This is a genomic window from Actinocrinis sp. (assembly GCF_035605935.1).
Taxonomy (GTDB): Bacteria; Actinomycetota; Actinomycetes; order Streptomycetales; family Catenulisporaceae; genus Actinocrinis.
Genome location: NZ_DATNGK010000061.1, coordinates 1 through 16,392, shown reverse-complemented (window position 1 = coordinate 16,392; position 16,392 = coordinate 1). Strand labels below are relative to the sequence as shown.

General features: G+C 69.4%; 15 protein-coding genes and 1 pseudogene. 10 read left to right on the top strand and 6 right to left on the bottom strand.

Features of this window, described 5'->3' with window-relative positions:
• Window positions 1-151: 151 nt before the first annotated feature.
• The 3 genes and pseudogenes from sucC to VN779_RS05405 form a co-directional block, all read left to right on the top strand.
• Entirely contained in the window at window positions 152-1,327 is a 1,176-nt protein-coding gene (gene sucC / locus VN779_RS05415; RefSeq protein WP_325720761.1) for an ADP-forming succinate--CoA ligase subunit beta, read from the top strand.
• A 14-nt stretch (window positions 1,328-1,341) separates the two neighbouring features.
• A complete protein-coding gene (sucD, locus tag VN779_RS05410) occupies window positions 1,342-2,223 on the top strand; it encodes a succinate--CoA ligase subunit alpha (protein WP_325720759.1) in 882 nt (293 codons plus the stop codon).
• Window positions 2,224-2,375: 152 nt separating this feature from the next.
• Window positions 2,376-3,674 (top strand): annotated as a pseudogene (locus VN779_RS05405) (DUF6350 family protein); the annotation flags it as partial.
• Window positions 3,675-3,773: 99 nt separating this feature from the next.
• Here VN779_RS05405 and VN779_RS26310 read toward each other — a convergent pair.
• Entirely contained in the window at window positions 3,774-4,181 is a 408-nt protein-coding gene (locus tag VN779_RS26310; protein WP_349260654.1) for an RDD family protein, read from the bottom strand.
• A 99-nt stretch (window positions 4,182-4,280) separates the two neighbouring features.
• Between VN779_RS26310 and VN779_RS05400 the strand changes: the two genes are divergently transcribed.
• Complete coding sequence (locus VN779_RS05400) at window positions 4,281-4,883, top strand: hypothetical protein (RefSeq protein WP_325720755.1); 603 nt, start codon at window positions 4,281-4,283, stop codon at window positions 4,881-4,883.
• Here the strand turns inward: VN779_RS05400 and VN779_RS05395 are convergent.
• Window positions 4,827-5,219 carry a DUF2752 domain-containing protein gene (locus tag VN779_RS05395; protein WP_325720753.1) on the bottom strand — a complete coding sequence of 131 codons (393 nt, stop codon included), beginning with the start codon at window positions 5,217-5,219 and terminating at the stop codon, window positions 4,827-4,829. The two genes, VN779_RS05400 and VN779_RS05395, sit on opposite strands and share 57 nt — an antisense overlap.
• Window positions 5,220-5,227: 8 nt before the next feature.
• Entirely contained in the window at window positions 5,228-6,373 is a 1,146-nt protein-coding gene (locus VN779_RS05390) for a hypothetical protein (protein ID WP_325720751.1), read from the bottom strand.
• Window positions 6,374-6,565: 192 nt separating this feature from the next.
• On the opposite strand from VN779_RS05390, the gene purN reads away from it, so the two are divergent.
• Both purN and purH read left to right on the top strand, forming a co-directional pair.
• The gene (gene purN / locus VN779_RS05385; RefSeq protein ID WP_325720749.1) at window positions 6,566-7,327 is read left to right on the top strand and encodes a phosphoribosylglycinamide formyltransferase; all 762 of its coding nucleotides are present in this window, start codon (window positions 6,566-6,568) and stop codon (window positions 7,325-7,327) included.
• Window positions 7,324-8,910, top strand: coding sequence for a bifunctional phosphoribosylaminoimidazolecarboxamide formyltransferase/IMP cyclohydrolase (gene purH, locus VN779_RS05380; RefSeq protein ID WP_325720747.1), 1,587 nt, complete (start codon window positions 7,324-7,326; stop codon window positions 8,908-8,910). The genes purN and purH overlap by 4 nt, the downstream gene beginning before the upstream one ends.
• A 72-nt stretch (window positions 8,911-8,982) precedes the next feature.
• Here the strand turns inward: purH and VN779_RS05375 are convergent, their stop codons facing one another.
• The gene (locus tag VN779_RS05375) at window positions 8,983-9,477 is read right to left on the bottom strand and encodes a DUF4190 domain-containing protein (RefSeq protein WP_325720745.1); all 495 of its coding nucleotides are present in this window, start codon (window positions 9,475-9,477) and stop codon (window positions 8,983-8,985) included.
• Window positions 9,478-9,561: 84 nt separating this feature from the next.
• Here VN779_RS05375 and VN779_RS05370 point away from each other — a divergent pair, with 84 nt between their 5' ends.
• Window positions 9,562-10,413, top strand: a complete 852-nt coding sequence (locus tag VN779_RS05370) for a bifunctional methylenetetrahydrofolate dehydrogenase/methenyltetrahydrofolate cyclohydrolase (RefSeq protein WP_325720743.1) — start codon at window positions 9,562-9,564, stop codon at window positions 10,411-10,413.
• A 121-nt stretch (window positions 10,414-10,534) separates the two neighbouring features.
• Here VN779_RS05370 and glgB read toward each other — a convergent pair whose 3' ends face one another.
• Both glgB and VN779_RS05360 read right to left on the bottom strand, forming a co-directional pair.
• The gene (glgB, locus tag VN779_RS05365) at window positions 10,535-12,985 is read right to left on the bottom strand and encodes a 1,4-alpha-glucan branching protein GlgB (RefSeq protein WP_349260652.1); all 2,451 of its coding nucleotides are present in this window, start codon (window positions 12,983-12,985) and stop codon (window positions 10,535-10,537) included.
• A 343-nt stretch (window positions 12,986-13,328) separates the two neighbouring features.
• On the bottom strand, window positions 13,329-13,577 hold the full coding sequence (locus VN779_RS05360; protein ID WP_325720739.1) for a hypothetical protein: 249 nt from the start codon (window positions 13,575-13,577) through the stop codon (window positions 13,329-13,331).
• A 298-nt stretch (window positions 13,578-13,875) separates the two neighbouring features.
• Here VN779_RS05360 and VN779_RS05355 point away from each other — a divergent pair, with 298 nt between their 5' ends.
• From VN779_RS05355 to VN779_RS05345, 3 genes are all read left to right on the top strand, one after another.
• On the top strand, window positions 13,876-14,184 hold the full coding sequence (locus tag VN779_RS05355; RefSeq protein WP_325720737.1) for a DUF3017 domain-containing protein: 309 nt from the start codon (window positions 13,876-13,878) through the stop codon (window positions 14,182-14,184).
• Window positions 14,185-14,326: 142 nt separating this feature from the next.
• Window positions 14,327-15,544 carry an NADP-dependent isocitrate dehydrogenase gene (locus tag VN779_RS05350; RefSeq protein WP_325720735.1) on the top strand — a complete coding sequence of 406 codons (1,218 nt, stop codon included), beginning with the start codon at window positions 14,327-14,329 and terminating at the stop codon, window positions 15,542-15,544.
• 214 nt (window positions 15,545-15,758) lie between these two features.
• The coding region (locus VN779_RS05345; protein ID WP_325720733.1) for a malate dehydrogenase at window positions 15,759-16,392 on the top strand (634 nt) is incomplete at its 3' end.

Below are 16,392 nucleotides of genomic sequence, written 5' to 3'. Positions count from 1 at the left end.
GTCCGGCTACCGGACACCGCTGCTGTAGACGCACATCACACGCGGCCGGTTACGGGCCATTCACCGAACCGGGATAACCTCATAGGAGCTTCCTAGGTAGGCCGGGGACGAGCAGCCGCCCCGAGCCGTCAGTCACTGAGGACGGACGCGCGTGGATCTTTTCGAGTACCAGGCGAGGGACCTCTTCGCCAAGCACGGTGTGCCGGTCCTGCCGGCTGAAGTGGCCGGGACGCCGCAGGAAGCCGAGGCGGCCGCGGCCAGACTCGGCGGCAAGGCGGTGGTCAAGGCCCAGGTCAAGACCGGCGGCCGCGGTAAGGCCGGCGGCGTGAAGCTGGCCGCGGACCCCGCCGACGCGCGGGCGAAGGCCGAGCAGATCCTCGGCATGGACATCAAGGGCCACACGGTCCACAAGGTGATGCTCGCGGTGACCGCGGACATCGAGGCCGAGTACTACGTCTCCTTCCTGCTGGACCGGGCCAACCGCACCTTCCTGGCGATGGCCTCGGTCGAGGGCGGCATGGAGATCGAGGAGATCGCGGTCACCAAGCCCGAGGCGCTGGCCAAGGTCCCGGTCGACGCGAGCGTAGGCGTGACCCCCGAGAAGGCCCGCGAGATCGTCGCGGCGGCGAACTTCCCCGCTGAGGTCGCCGACCAGATCGCCGACGTGCTGCAGAGCCTGTGGAAGGTCTTCGTCGAAGAGGACGCGCTCCTGGTCGAGGTCAACCCCCTGGTCAAGACTCCGGATGGCAAGATCACCGCGCTGGACGGCAAGGTCACCATCGACGGCAACGCCGCCTTCCGCCAGCCGCACCACGCCGAGCTCGAGGACAAGGCCGCGGCCGACCCGCTGGAGGCCAAGGCCAAGGAGAAGCACCTCAACTACGTGAAGCTGGACGGCGAGGTCGGCATCATCGGCAACGGCGCCGGCCTGGTCATGTCCACCCTGGACGTGGTCGCCTACGCCGGAGAGGCGCACGGCGGCGTCAAGCCCGCCAACTTCCTGGACATCGGCGGCGGCGCCTCGGCCGAGGTGATGGCCAACGGCCTGGAGATCATCCTGGGCGACCCGGCGGTCAAGTCGGTGTTCGTCAACGTCTTCGGCGGCATCACCGCCTGCGACGCGGTGGCCAACGGCATCGTGCAGTCCTTCGCGCTGCTCGAGTCGCGCGGCGAGGCGGTCACCAAGCCGCTGGTGGTCCGGCTCGACGGCAACAACGCCGAGCTCGGCCGCAAGATCCTGACCGAGGCCGGGCTGCCCGGGCTCGAGCAGGTGGACACCATGGACGGTGCCGCCGCGCGCGCGGCCGAGCTCGCCGCGGCGAAGTAGGGGAGTGACGAACAATGGCCATCTTCCTCGACGAGAACTCGAAGATCATCGTTCAGGGCATGACCGGCTCTGAGGGCATGAAGCACACGCGCCGCATGCTCGCCTCCGGCTCCAAGATCGTCGGCGGGGTCAACCCGCGCAAGGCCGGGGAGAAGGTGGAGATCGACAGTGTTCAGATCCCCGTCTTCGGCTCCGTGGCTGAGGCGATGAAGCAGACCGGCGCCGACGTCTCGGTCATCTTCGTGCCCCCGGCCTTCGCCAAGGGAGCGGTGATCGAGGCCATCGACGCCGGCATCCCGCTGGCCGTGGTGATCACCGAGGGCATTCCGGTGCACGACTCGACCGAGTTCTGGGCGTATGCCCAGGGCAAGGGCACGCGCATCATCGGCCCGAACTGCCCCGGCCTGATCAGCCCCGGAAAGTCGAACGCCGGCATCATCCCGGCCGACATCACCAAGGCCGGAAAGATCGGCCTGGTCTCGAAGTCCGGCACGCTGACCTACCAGATGATGTACGAGCTGCGTGACCTCGGCTTCTCCAGCGCGGTCGGCATCGGCGGCGACCCGGTCATCGGCACCACGCACATCGACGCGCTCCAGGCGTTCCAGGACGACCCGGAGACCGCCGCGATCGTGATGATCGGCGAGATCGGCGGCGACGCCGAGGAGCGGGCCGCGGCGTACATCAAGGAGCACATCACCAAGCCGGTGGTCGGCTACGTCGCGGGCTTCACCGCCCCCGAGGGCAAGACCATGGGCCACGCCGGCGCGATCGTGTCCGGGTCCTCCGGCACCGCGCAGGCCAAGAAGGAAGCGCTGGAGGCCGCGGGCGTGAAGGTCGGCAAGACGCCGTCCGAGACCGCGCGGCTGATGCGCGAGATCGTCGAAGCGCTCTGAGCAGCCCGACGCCACGCGTTACGACGTCACGCTCCACGACGTCATCGCGTGCCGCAAGGCGTCGACGCCCTGGCGGTTGCAGGCGCGCCCGTCCTTCACTTGGGTGAAGGACGGGCGCGCCTGCGCTGTTTGCGCACGTCTCGGCGCCCAGCATGGGTGCCATGGCCGACAGCCCGCAGCCACCCGTCGACGCCGCAGCGCCGCCTGACGCCGGGATCGAGACCGAGCCCGCCCCGGAAAACGGCTCGGCGCCGCCGCCCGGATCAGAACCGGAAGACTGCGTATGGCTGGACCTTGATCCGGGCTACGACGAGTACGGGTCCGCCGGATTGTCCGGTCGCGTCGCCGCGCTTCGGGGCGAGGCCGTCGACCTCCTCGGCCGTGCTGTGCAGGCCGTGCTCAGCCACGCCTCCGAAATCGCGGTCGGTGCTGGAACCGCCGTCGTCATCGCGGCCGGTGGCTGGCTGGTCGCGGCCGCGCTGACCCTCGCCGTGTGGGCGATGGCGGCGCCGAGCGCCGGGTCGTACGCGGAGCCGCTGCACGTCTCCGGGCAACTCTGGCTTGCCGCGCACCACGTGCTGTTGCAGACCCCTGACGGCCCCTTCGGTCTTTCCCCACTCGGCTTCACCATCCTGCCCGCCGTCTCGCTGCTGCTCGCCGGGAGGTACGCCGCACACCGCTTCGACGCGGGTGTCTGGGCGTTCGCCGCACTCGCCGCCTGCTACCCGCTCGCCGCCCTCGTCATCGCCTGGAGCGCCGCCTCGGGTTCGCTGCACGCCGCGCTGGGCGCTGCCGCCGGCTATCCCTGCCTGGTCGCCTCGTGCGCCTTCGGCGCGGGACTGCTCAGCATCCATACACCGACCCTCGATCGCTGGGCCGCGACGGCTGTGCGCGCGGGAACGGTGGCGCTGGCTGTTTTCGTCTGCGGCGCCGCGCTGCTTGCTGCGGTCGCGGTCGGCCTGCGTTTCACCGAGGTGGCGCAGCTCGGTACGACTATCGGACAGGGCGCTGCGGGGGACTTCGGCCTGTTCCTGATCGACCTCGCGCTGGTGCCGAATCTGGTGGTCTGGGCGCTCAGCTATGCCGCGGGGCCGGGCTTCGCGGTGGGCGCGGGCAGTTCGGTCTCAGTGCGCGGGTCTACCCACGGGCCGCTGCCGGGGCTGCCGCTGCTGCAGGCGGTGCCGCATCCTGGCGCGGGTTCGCTGTGGCTTTACTTGGTCTTCGCGATCCCGCTCCTCGCCGGCGTCGGCGCAGTGCTGGTCATCGGCCGGTCGCTGCGCGGATTCACGGATCGGGCGGCAGCGCTCGGCGCGGCGTTGCCCACGGTCGGCGCGCTCGCCGCGGCAGGCGCGGTGCTTTCCGGCGGCCCGGTCGCCGCGGGCGCCATGTCGCTCGTCGGACCGATGCCGTGGGAAGTCGGGCTCGCGGTGGTGGTGGAGCTCGCCTTCGTCGCGGTAGTCGGATTCGGGTTCTGGTACGTGCTAGACCGCTTCCGTGGCAAGCGATTCTCGCGACCGAGTGCGGTACCGGATGCGGCGGTACCGATGGCGCTACCGAGCGCGCACGACGACGGATTTGGCGATCTTGTCGGACCAGGTCTGGCGCTTGCGGTCCCAGAGCGGCCAGAGCAGGTTGAGGACGCCGGGCAGGATGCAGGCGACCCAGAGGACCCAGTTGAGGAACAACCGCAGGAAGCCGAGGCCGGCCCCGACCGGCTGCCCGTCGGCGAAGCGAGCGAGCCGGATGCCGAGGGCCCGCTTCCCGTAGGACTGGCCGCTGCGCCCGGCCCTGATGGCGTTGACGATGGCCCAGATCAGCCCGAAGAAGCCGATGATGCCGAAGACGACGTCGACGGCGTTGTTGCGGGCGCCCCCGGCGATCCAGCCGGAGACGATGGCGGGCCCGTTGTCGAGGGCGAAGGCACCGACGCGCTGTCCCCAGTCGGCGAGCGGGGGCATGCCGACGGGTAGTGCGGCACCCGGATAGCCGTAGCCCTGCTGGTAGGGCGGCGGGGGAGGAGCGGCCTGATACGGACCGCCATACTGCGCGCCACCGTATTGGGCGCCGCCATACGAAGGCTGCTGGCCGTACTGCTGTTGACCGTACTGGGGCTGACCGTACTGGGGCTGACCGTGCTGCTGTTGACCGTACTGCGGTTGCCCATAAGGCTGCTGACCGTATCCGGGCTGATCCTGCGGCTCCTGATCCGCCTGCTGCTGTGGCTGTTGGTAAGGACTCTGCTGTGGGCCCTGGTCGGCGGCCGGTGGTGCGAAACCGGTTCGCGGCTGCTCGCCCATGCCGCCGATCTTGTTCTGCACCGTTTGGTCCTGCACCGGTCCCTGCGCCGGATCCTCAATCGGTGGCAGCGCAGGAGGCACCGCCGAGTACGCGGTCGCACCGGCCTCGTCCGACTGCGGCTGGTTCGGCAGATCATGCAAGGCGTCACGGGCCGCGGCAGCCTCTTGCTCGGATGGCTCCGGCTTACGCTCCGGCTCCTGCGGCTGATCCGGTGTCGTGCTCATCCGCGCCTCCTGACGGGTTCGCCTCTTCCCATCGTCAGGCTTTGCCGGATTCGGCACATTCTCCAGTGCTCTGAACGGGTATTAGCCCAGAAAGCCGAAGCGGTGCAGCTGCCACAGCCACGAACCCGCCAGCAGTAGCCCGCCGCCGATCCACAGCAGCCGCGACGGCAGTCGGCTTAGCGTCGCGACCGGATCGAGGGCCAGCAACGGCGCGGCAAGGAACACGAGCGCCGCGACGACGGTCACCGGGTTCGCCGTGAGGGCCGCGCCCCAATGCCCTGCGCCCGCCTCCATGAACACCGTGGTCGAGCCGCAGAACGGGCACGGCACACCGGTCACCCGCCGCAACGGGCACAGCGCGCCTGGATCGTGGTTCTGATGCACCCATGCCGCCGCGACCGACGCAGCGGCCACCGCCCCGAACCGCAGCGCGGAGGTCCGCGGGCTGCGCCGGACCAGGGCGAAGGTGTTCACCGCGCCGCTCACGGCAACGCGGCCAGCGAGTTCTTGAACTGCTCCTGGCAGACGCTCTGCCCGGCGATGGTGTTCGCCGAGCGCATGCAGTCGGAGTACTGCCGCAGCTGCGGGAAGAAGATCAGCGAATAGGACACGATGGCCAGCGCGATCAGCGAGGAGATGCTGCTCCACACCACCGACGCGATGGCCTCCGGTGCGCGCTGCGACTTACGCAGGGCGTCGCGCTGAGCGAAGGTTCCGAACCACAGGCCACCGAGCGACATCACCAGGCCGGCGCACGCACCGATCAGCCAGTCCGGGAAGTTGCGGTAACCATTCAGCAGCGTGATCAGCGTGCACGCCGCACCGCCGAGGGACAGTCCGCGAGCCCAGCGCGTGCGCAGACTGAGCGGGGGGCGCTTGCCCGGCTCCTCGCCGCGCTGCTGTTGCTGCTGCTGACGCGGCGGCTGCGGGGGCTGGTACGGCGAGCGGGGGTCGTACTGCGGCGGCCGCTGGCCCGACTGCGGGTTGTACCGGTTGGGATCGAGCCAGGGCGCGGGCTGCTGCGGGCTGCCATATGGGCCCAGCGCGGGTCCGGGGCTCTGGCCGGGCTGTCGGGCCGGGCCGTCGGCGGGGACGTTGCCGGGCTGCTGCTGCGGGCTGTTCGGCGCTTGGCTGTCCGGTGCCTGGCCGCTCGGCTGGCTGGACTGCCCATCCGGTCCAGCCTGCCCTGACTGTGGCGGCTGCCCGGTCTGTGGCGGCTGTCCGGCTTGAGGAGACTGCCCCGGGATCTGCTCCGGCCGCGTTCCCGGAGCGTGGTTGGGCCAATTCGCCTGATCCGGCGTGGGCGGCGGCAACGGGGCCGGCGGGTACTGACCCGGTGCACCTTGCGCCGGCGGGAACGGCGTCGGCGGCGGGGGCGGGAAGTTCGGCGGCATCGGCCCGGGCTGGCCGAGAAACCACGGCGCGGGCGCCGGCTGCTGCGCCGACCACTGCGGCACCGGAAGATTCTGCCCCTGCTCCGACTGCCCGCGGTCTTGTCGTCCGCTGTCCTGCTGCCCGTTCTCTTTCCGGCCGCTCTGCTCAGTCTGCGCAGGGTCGTTACTACCCTCCGACGACGGTCCGCCGCTTTCGTTGTCGGGCGTGTCCTGGCGGGCAGAGGCGTCGGTCACAGTATTCGGCTCCGTGGTGACGGGAGGATGAGCGGTGCGCCGCTACCGTATCGCTGGCCGAGGTAGCGCATGACTTGAATTGGTCTCCTCACCGTACCGCTAGCTATCGTTGGCCACATCCCGCTGGTCCGGCCCTCGGGCCTGGCCGCCGGGTCAGTCAAGTCAACACTGATCTGAAAGGACGCCGCGGTCGTGGCTTCCCCAACTCAGCAGTCAACCGCCCCTTCCCATTATCCGCCGCCGCGATCCCGTGCGGCGCGTCTCGTCGTGCTGGTCTCCGGCAGCGGAACCAACCTCCAAGCCCTGCTCGATGCCGCGGCGGATCCGGCGTACGGCGCGACGGTCGTCGCGGTCGGCGCGGACCGAGACGGCATCCTGGCCCTCAAGCGCGCTGAAGACGCGGGCGTGCCCACCTTCGTGTGCCGGGTGAAGGACCATCCCGACCGAGCCGCCTGGAATCGCGCGCTGCGCGACGAAGTGCGGCGGCACGCCCCCGATCTGGTCGTCTCGGCCGGGTTCATGAAGCTGGTCGGCGCCGACTTCCTGGCCGAGTTCGACGGCCGGATGGTCAACACGCACCCCGCGCTACTGCCCTCGTTCCCCGGCATGCATGGCGCGCGCGACGCACTCGCTTACGGCGTAAAGGTAACCGGCTGCACGTTGTTCGTCGTTGCCGCAGGCATCGACGACGGGCCGATCATCGCCCAGGTCGCGGTCCCGGTCGAGGACGGCGACGACGAGGAGAGCCTGCACGAGCGGATCAAGGTCGCCGAGCGGCGGCTGCTCGTCGAGCAGGTCGGCCGGATGGCCCGCAAGGGCTGGACCATCACCCCGGCGCTGATCTGCGCGCCGACTCCCGCCGTTTCCTCCGCCCCCTCTTCCTCCCCCACCCCTGGCGGCGCTGCCGCTCCCTCTCTTGGCCCAGTCGGCAACCGGAAGGTGACCATCCCGTGAGCACCCAGCTCCCCATCCGTCGCGCGCTGGTCAGCGTGTACGACAAGACCGGACTCGAGGAGCTCGCGCGGGGGCTGCACGCCGCCGGGGTCTCCATCGTCTCCACCGGCAGCACCGCGGCCCGGATCGCCGCCGCCGGCGTCCCGGTGACCGAGGTCGCCGAGCTGACCGGCTTCCCCGAGTGCCTGGACGGCCGGGTCAAGACCCTGCATCCCAAGGTGCACGCCGGAATCCTCGCCGACCGCCGCCTGCCTAAGCACGTTCAGCAGCTCGACGAGCTCGGCATCGAACCCTTCGAACTGGTCATCTCGAACCTCTACCCCTTCACCCAGACCGTGGCCTCCGGCGCGCAGCCGGACGAGTGCGTCGAGCAGATCGACATCGGCGGCCCGTCGATGGTGCGCGCGGCCGCGAAGAACCACCCGAGCGTCGCGATCGTGGTCGACCCGGCGCGTTACCCGGATGTGCTGGCCGCGGTGGAAACCGGCGGCTTCACCCTGGAGCAGCGCAAGCGGCTGGCCGCCGAGGCGTTCGCGCACACCGCCGCGTACGACGCGGCCGTGGCGTCCTGGTTCGCGTCCGTATACGCCCCGGCCGACGAGTCTCCGTTCCCTGACTTCGTCGCCGCGACCTACAAGCGCTCCGCGCTGCTGCGCTACGGCGAGAACCCGCACCAGGCCGCCGCGCTCTACATCGGCGGCGGCGCGGCCGGGCAGGACAGCCTCGCCAACGCGGAGCAGCTGCACGGCAAGGAGATGTCCTTCAACAACTACGTGGACACCGACGCGGCTCTGCGCGCGGCCTACGACTTCGCAGACCCCTGCGTGGCGATCATCAAGCACGCAAACCCGTGTGGCATCGCGGTTTCCCCAGTAACTCAAGACGGCGCAGGAGGGGATATCGCCGAGGCGCACCGTAAGGCGCACGCCTGCGACCCGGTCTCCGCGTTCGGCGGCGTGATCGCGGCCAACCGGCCGATCTCCGCGCAGATGGCCCGTCAGGTCGCCGAGGTCTTCACCGAGGTCATCATCGCCCCGGACTACGAGGACGGCGCGGTCGAGATCCTGTCCGCGAAGAAGAACATCAGGCTGCTGCGTACCTCGGCCAGCGCCCGCCGGGGCACCGACTTCCGGCAGATCTGCGGCGGCATGCTGCTTCAGGCCGGGGACAACTTCCAGGCTCCGGGCGACAACCCGGCCAACTGGAAGCTGGCCGCCGGACCGGCCGCTGACCCGCAGACCTGGGCCGATCTGGCCTTCGCCTGGCGCGCGGTGCGCTCGGTCAAGTCGAACGCGATCCTGCTCGCCTCCGGCGGCGCGGCGGTCGGCGTCGGCATGGGGCAGGTCAACCGGGTCGACTCGGCCAGGCTCGCGGTTTCGCGGGCCGGGGAGCGCGCGGCCGGTTCGGTCGCGGCCTCGGATGCCTTCTTCCCGTTCTCGGACGGCCTGGAGATCCTGATCCAGGCCGGGGTCAAGGCGGTGGTGCAGCCCGGCGGCTCGGTGCGTGACGCCGAATCGCTCGCGGCCGCCGAGGCGGCGGGCGTCACGATGTACCTGACCGGCACCCGCCACTTCGCGCACTGACACCAAACCGGACGAAACCGCGGCGGCGAGCTGGAAAGCTCGCCGCCGCGGTCATTTTCGCCGATCTCGCTGTCATTTGAAGAAGTTGTCGTTCATGCACTGGTCCACCTGCGAGACCCCGGTGTTCGGGTCCAGCGTCGAGTCTTGGTCCATGCAGTGCGACGCCGTACTGAACACCCACACGAGGAAGACGATCTCGATCGCGTTGAGCACGATGCCGACGATCGAGGTCACCAGCCCGGCGATCGCCATGCCCCGTCCGCCACCGAGTCCCCGTTTCGCCTTGCGGATCGCGAGGATCGAGAAAACCAGGCCGACGATCCCGATCAAGCCGCCGATATAGAAGATCGATGTGCACAGTCCCACGATGCCGAGAACCATCCCGGTGATCGCCAGGCCCCTGGGTAGTTCGGGAACCATAGGCATCATCGGGTACGGATACGGATACCCATACGGCGGAAAGCCAGGGTTCGGCGGGGGGTAGCCCGGCCCGGCCTGATTCGGCGCCTCCATCCCAGGCGGGGCGGCGAACGGTGGTGCGGGTATCGATTCGGACGACTCGGACAAGACTCCCCCTGGTGACTGCGGCTTGATACTTCGGGCACGTACTCGGCGCGCGAGTCTACCCCTCGCATCTGCGAGAATGTGTTCATGACCGCGACGATTCTGGACGGCTGGCTGACCGCGGAGGAGATCCGCCAGGACCTGGCCAAGCGAGTGCAGGTGCTGGCCGAGCGCGGCATCGTGCCCGGCCTCGGCACGCTCCTGGTCGGCGACGACCCCGGGTCGCACGCCTACGTGACCATGAAGCACCGCGACTGCGCCAAGGTCGGCATCCACTCGATCGACCGCCGCCTGCCCGCCAATGCCACGCAGGAGGACGTCGAGGCGGCCGTCGCCGACCTCAATGCCGACCCGGCCTGCCACGCCTACCTTGTTCAGCTGCCGTTGCCCAAGGGCCTCGACGAGTTCCGCGTGCTGGAACGGGTCGATCAGGCGAAGGACGCGGACGGCTTGCACCCGCTCAGCCTCGGCAAGCTGGTGCTCGGTGAAGCGACCCCGCTGCCGTGCACGCCGTACGGGATCGTGGTGCTGCTGCGTCGTTTCGGCGTCGAGTTGAACGGCGCTGAGGTCGTGGTGGTCGGCCGCGGCATCACCGTCGGCCGCCCGCTCGGCCTGATCCTTACCCGCAAGTCGGAGAACTCGACCGTGACGCTCTGCCACACCGGCACCCGCGATCTGGCCGCGCACACCCGCCGCGCCGACGTCATCGTGGCGGCCGCCGGAGTGCCGGGCATCATCAAGCCGGACATGGTCAAGCCCGGCGCCGCGGTCCTCGACGTCGGCGTCTCGCACGTGGACGGCAAGCTCACCGGAGACGTCGCCCCCGGCGTCGAGCAGGTCGCCGGCTTCGTCTCGCCGAACCCCGGCGGCGTCGGCCCGATGACCCGCGCGCAACTGCTCACGAACGTCGTCGAGGCTGCGGAGCGCACCTTGCGGTAGCGCCGCGACGTGTGAAGCAGCGATCTGAGGCTGCGAAACCGTGACACAGCAAGACGGCGACAGAGCGAAACGGTGACGCGCGGCGGTTCGTCCGCCGCGCGTCACCGTCGTTGTTGCTGCTTTACCGCTCCTGCTCGGCGCGCTTCGGTTCGGCGATCTCAGGCACCTCAACCGCCGCGGCCTCGGTGGTGATCGGTTCGGCGCGCAGCCCCGGCTCCGAGGCGACGGGCTCCTCGCGCAGCCCCGGAACCGTGCCGCCGACCAGCTCGGTCTCGGCAACGGCCTCCGTGCCCACGATGGCCTCGGCCTCGGCGACCACTTCGGTCGCGGCCTGCGCCACGTCTTCCAGCGCCGCAGTCTCTTCGAGCGGCTGCGGCTCCAGCCACAGCGCGCCGAGCGGCGGCAGCCGCAGCACCGCACGGGCCGGCCAGCCGTCCTGCCCCTCGTCGATCGCGTAGACCTGGCCGAAGTTGCCGACCCCGGAGCCGCCGTACTGCTCGGCGTCGGTGTTGAGCACCTCGGACCAGACCTGCGCCCGCTCGGTGCTCAGCGGCAGCGGCAACGAGTAGCCCTCCCACGGCACGCCCGCGAAGTTCACCACGCACACCAGCGGCCGGCCGTCGTGCGCCCAGCGCACGAACGCGAAGACGTTGTGCTCGGCGTCGTTGGCGGCCAGCCACGAGAAGCCGTTGCCAGAGGTGTCCTGCTCCCACATCGCCGGGCGTTCCCGGTAGGCCGCGTTGAGGTCCTGCACGAGGCGGAAAACGCCGCGGTGCGCCGGATTGTCCAGCAGCCACCAGTCCAGCCCGGCCTGCTCCGACCATTCGGAGTCCTGCGCGAACTCGCAGCCGGAGAAGATCAGCTGCTTGCCCGGATGCGACCACATGAACGCCAGGTACGCGCGCACGTTCGCCAACTGCTGCCACCGGTCGCCCGGCATCTTGCGCAGCAGCGAGCCCTTGCCGTGCACCACCTCGTCATGGCTGATCGGCAGGATGAAGTTCTCGGTGAACGCGTAGACCAGCGAGAAGGTCATCCGGTTGTGGTGCCAGCTGCGGTTGATCGGCGACTCGGCCATGTAGCCGAGCGAGTCGTGCATCCAGCCCATGTTCCACTTGAAGCCGAAGCCGAGGCCATCCTGGTCGGTCGGCCGGGTCACTCCCGGCCAGGCGGTGGACTCCTCGGCGCTCACGGTGACGCCGGGCACCCGCTTGTACACGGTCGCGGTCAGCTCCTGGAGGAAGGAGACCGCCTCCAGGTTCTCCCGGCCGCCATAGGCGTTCGGGTGCCACTGGCCCTCTTCGCGCGAATAGTCGAGGTAGAGCATCGACGCGACCGCGTCCACGCGCAGCCCGTCGACGTGCATCTCCTCGCACCAGAACAGCGCCGAGGCGACCAGGAAGTTGCGCACCTCGCGGCGGCCGAAGTCGAAGACCAGGGTGCCCCAGTCCGGGTGCTCGCCGCGCCAGGGGTCCGGGTGCTCGTAGAGCGGGGTGCCGTCGAACTCGGCCAGCGCCCAGGAGTCCTTGGGGAAGTGCGCCGGAACCCAGTCGATGATGACGCCGATTCCGGCCTGGTGCAGCGCGTCGACCAGGAAGCGGAACTCGTCCGGGGTGCCGAGCCGCGCGGTCGGCGCGAAGTACGAGGAGACCTGGTAGCCCCAGGAGCCGCCGAAGGGGTGCTCTGTCGGCGGCAGGAACTCGACATGGGTGAATCCGAGTTCGTTCAGATAATCAGGCAACTGCTCCGCGAGGCCGCGGTAGTCAAGCCCCGGCCGCCATGAGGCCAGATGCAGCTCGTAGACCGACATCGGGGAGCGGTACGGGTCCCACTTCGCGCGCTGGTCCTGCCAGTCGTCGTCGGCCCACGCGTAGTGCGACTCGTCGACGATCGAGGCGTTGGCCGGCGGCATCTCACAACGCCTGGCCAGCGGATCCGCCTTCTGCCGCCACACCCCGTCGCGGCCGAGGATCTCGTACTTGTACCTGGCGCCGACCTCCACGCCGGGCACGAACAGTTCCCACACGCCGCTGGAACCCATCGAGCGCATGGGGTGGCTCGTGCCGTTCCAGTAGTTGAAGTCGCCCACGACGCGCACGCCGCGCGCGTTCGGCGCCCAGACGGCGAACGAAGTACCGGTCGGCGGCTCGAACGGCGAATCCGCCGGGGATTCGAACCGGCGCACCCGCGAACCGAGCACCTCCCACAGCTGCTCGTGCCGGCCTTCACCGATCAGGTGCAGGTCGATCTCGCCGAGCGTCGGCAGGAAGCGGTACGAGTCGTCGAGCGTGACGGTGGCGTCGCCGTACCCGACCTCGAGGCGGTAGTCGCCCAGAGCGAGCGGCAGCACCGCGGCGAACAGTCCTTCGCCTTCGGAGATCAGCTCGTACCGTTCGCCCTCGGCGCTCAACACGGCCACGGTCTCGGCAAACGGACGCAGCGCACGTACCAGCGTGCCCTCAGACTCTTCACCCTCAGGCTGTGCGCCCTTAGCGAGCGGGTGCGCTCCGAGCAGCCGGTGTGGATCGTGTATGGCCCCGTCCAGCAGGGCCCTGCGTTCCTCGTCCGGCATCGGCGCCGCCGCGGTGACGCCGCGTGCGGCGGGAGAGGAGGTGCCGTCGTTTCCGCCGGAGGAGCGGCCCTTGCCGCCGCCGTCGCCTGCCCGGCCTGCGATCCGTTGGTCGTCCCGCACGGTCAAAGCGCCCACGTCCCTGTCTCGTTCGAGCGGTCCCTCAAGGCCCGTCTCTCCGTTTTCCACGATGCCATGCACGGCGGCCGGGTGAGCTGCGACGCGCTATCCGGCCGCCGCCTCATCAGGAGTTTGGCGCAGCAAGTGGGGCGAAGTCACGGGGAAACAGGCATCAGGTAATTGAACGAAAGGGCCGTCGGTGCCACCGATTCGGCAGACCGACTGGTCAGGCGACCAGGCGGTCCAGCGCGCCGCTCTTCACGTCCGCGACCAAGACGGAGAGTTGAGCCAGGGACATCTGCACCCGCTGGCCGAAGTCGTCGGTGAGCACGACGCGGCGTTCCTCGTCGGCGCCGTGGTCGAGGAAGAGCTCCGGGCAGCCGCAGCTGCAGTTGCCGCAGAAGACGGCCACGGACTCCAGGACAGACGAAGAGGGGCCGGAGGGCGTAGCCGGGGAAACGGTCGGTTCGATCATCATCGCCTCGCGCGGTACGAAGGAATTCGGAGGAAATACAGAGCAGGGGAACTGCGATCCGTGGCCAGTTTGGAGCCTAAAGTCAGGACAACCCCACAGCTACGGGCCAATCGGGGCGTTTTCGATCATTCGGGTGCTTCCGCGCGCTCCATCACTGCTCCTTCACCACGACGGGCGTGCCGCGACCTGGTGCGCCGCGCCCGTATCGGCCGCGCGCCGCCCCGCCTCGTGCATCGCCGAGCCCTGTTACGTACCCGCACGCCTGCCGACCGCCTTATGGTCATGGTTTAGTGGTCACATGGAAGTCGCCTCCCGCCGTGACAATGCTTCGCTCGGTCGCACGCTGCGCGCCGTCGCGGTCGAATGGCCGTTCGCCGTCGTCTTCACCACGGCGGCGATCGCGGTCATCGTGGTCTCGCTCGGCGCGCTCAAGCACGGGCTCACCCTGCTCGCCGCGGCGCTGCTGCTGGGTTCCGCGCTGCGCTTCGTGCTCTCTCCGGCTCGCGCCGGTCTGCTCGCGGTGCGCCGCCGGGGCGTGGACGTGGTCACCATGGCGCTGCTCGGGGCGCTGCTGCTGGTCGCCGCGCTGTTCGCGGACACCGTCTGACCAGGCATCACGTCCTTCGCGCGACTCGTCTCGGCCGTGGTTACGACCTGGTTTCGCACACATCGCGCGACCGGGGTAGGCTCAGCGCGACAAACTATCTTGACGCCAAGATAATCACCGTCGTGCGAGAAGGACCGCAACCATGCCCAAGATCAAGGTAGCCAACCCGGTCGTCGAACTCGACGGCGACGAGATGACCCGGATCATCTGGCAGTTCATCAAGGACTCGCTGATCCTGCCGTACCTCGACGTCGACCTGAAGTACTTCGACCTGGGCATCGAGCACCGCGACGCCACCGACGACCAGGTCACCATCGACGCCGCCAACGCGATCAAGCAGCACGGCGTCGGCGTCAAGTGCGCCACCATCACCCCGGACGAGGCGCGGGTCGAGGAGTTCGGCCTCAAGAAGATGTGGAAGTCGCCGAACGGCACCATCCGCAACATCCTCGGCGGCGTGATCTTCCGCGAGCCGATCATCATGAGCAACGTGCCGCGGCTGGTGCCCAGCTGGACCAAGCCGATCGTGATCGGCCGTCACGCCTTCGGCGACCAGTACCGGGCCACCGATCTGAAGGTTCCCGGCCCCGGCACCCTGACGCTGACCTTCACCCCGCAGGACGGCTCCGAGCCGATCGAGCTGAACGTCTTCGACTTCCCCGGCCCCGGCGTGGCGCTGGCCATGTACAACCTCGACGAGTCCATCCGCGACTTCGCCCGAGCCTCGATGCGCTACGGACTGAACCGCAACTACCCGGTGTACCTGTCGACGAAGAACACGATCCTCAAGGGCTACGACGGCCGGTTCAAGGACATCTTCCAGGAGGTGTTCGAGTCCGAGTTCAAGGCCGATTTCGAGGCCGCCGGGATCACCTACGAGCACCGGCTGATCGACGACATGGTCGCCAGCGCGCTCAAGTGGGAGGGCGGCTACGTGTGGGCCTGTAAGAACTACGACGGCGACGTGCAGTCCGACACGGTGGCCCAGGGCTTCGGCTCGCTCGGCCTGATGACCAGCGTGCTGATGACCCCGGACGGCCGCACCGTCGAGGCCGAGGCCGCGCACGGCACCGTCACCCGGCACTTCCGCCAGCACCAGCAGGGCAAGGCGACCTCCACCAACCCGATCGCCTCGATCTACGCCTGGACCCAGGGCCTGGCCCACCGCGGCAAGCTGGACAACACCCCCGAGGTCACCGCGTTCGCGGAGACGCTCGAGCGGGTGTGTGTCTCCACGGTCGAGAGCGGCCAGATGACCAAGGACCTCGCGCTGCTGATCGCCCCGGACGCCCCGTGGCTGACCACCCAGGACTTCCTCGGCACGCTGGACGAGAACCTGAAGAAGGCCCTCGCCGCCTGACGCGCTAGACGAACGCCGCTCGACGAACGAACACTGACGCTGGACGAACACTGTCGTCCTTCTCACAGCCGGGCCGGCCCGCCGCCGCGCGGGTCGGCCCGGCCGCAGGAGTAGCGTTTCTCGCAGGTAACCAGAACCGTTAGACCTTCCTATCGGCCCAGACAACGTCGTCTTCGGTGTCGGCGTCTCCGGCACCGCAGCGCAGGAGATCGCAATGACCCGCACCCCCGTCAACGTCACGGTCACCGGCGCCGCCGGGCAGATCGGCTACTCGCTGCTGTTCCGGATCGCCGCCGGCGACCTGCTCGGACCGGACGTCCCGGTCAAGCTGCGGCTGCTGGAGATCCCGCAGGCCGTCAAGGCGGCCGAGGGCGTCGCCATGGAGCTCGACGACAGCGCCTTCCCGCTGCTGGCCGGGATCGACATCTTCGACAACCCCACCGAGGGCTTCGCCGGGGCGAACGTCGCGCTGCTGGTCGGCGCGCGGCCGCGCACCGCGGGCATGGAGCGCGGCGACCTGCTCTCGGCCAACGGCGGCATCTTCAAGCCGCAGGGCGAGGCGATCAACGCCGGCGCCGCCGAGGACATCAGGGTCCTGGTCGTCGGCAACCCGGCCAACACCAACGCGCTGATCGCCGCGAGCCACGCGCCGGACGTGCCCAAGTCCCGGTTCACCGCGATGACCCGGCTGGACCACAACCGCGCCCTCGCGCAGGTCTCGAAGAAGGCCGGCGTGCCGGTCACCGAGATCAGCAACGTGACCATCTGGGGCAACCACTCGGCCACCCAGTACCCGGACCTGTTCAACGCCAAGATCTCCGGCAAGAACGCCGCCGAGTACATCAGCG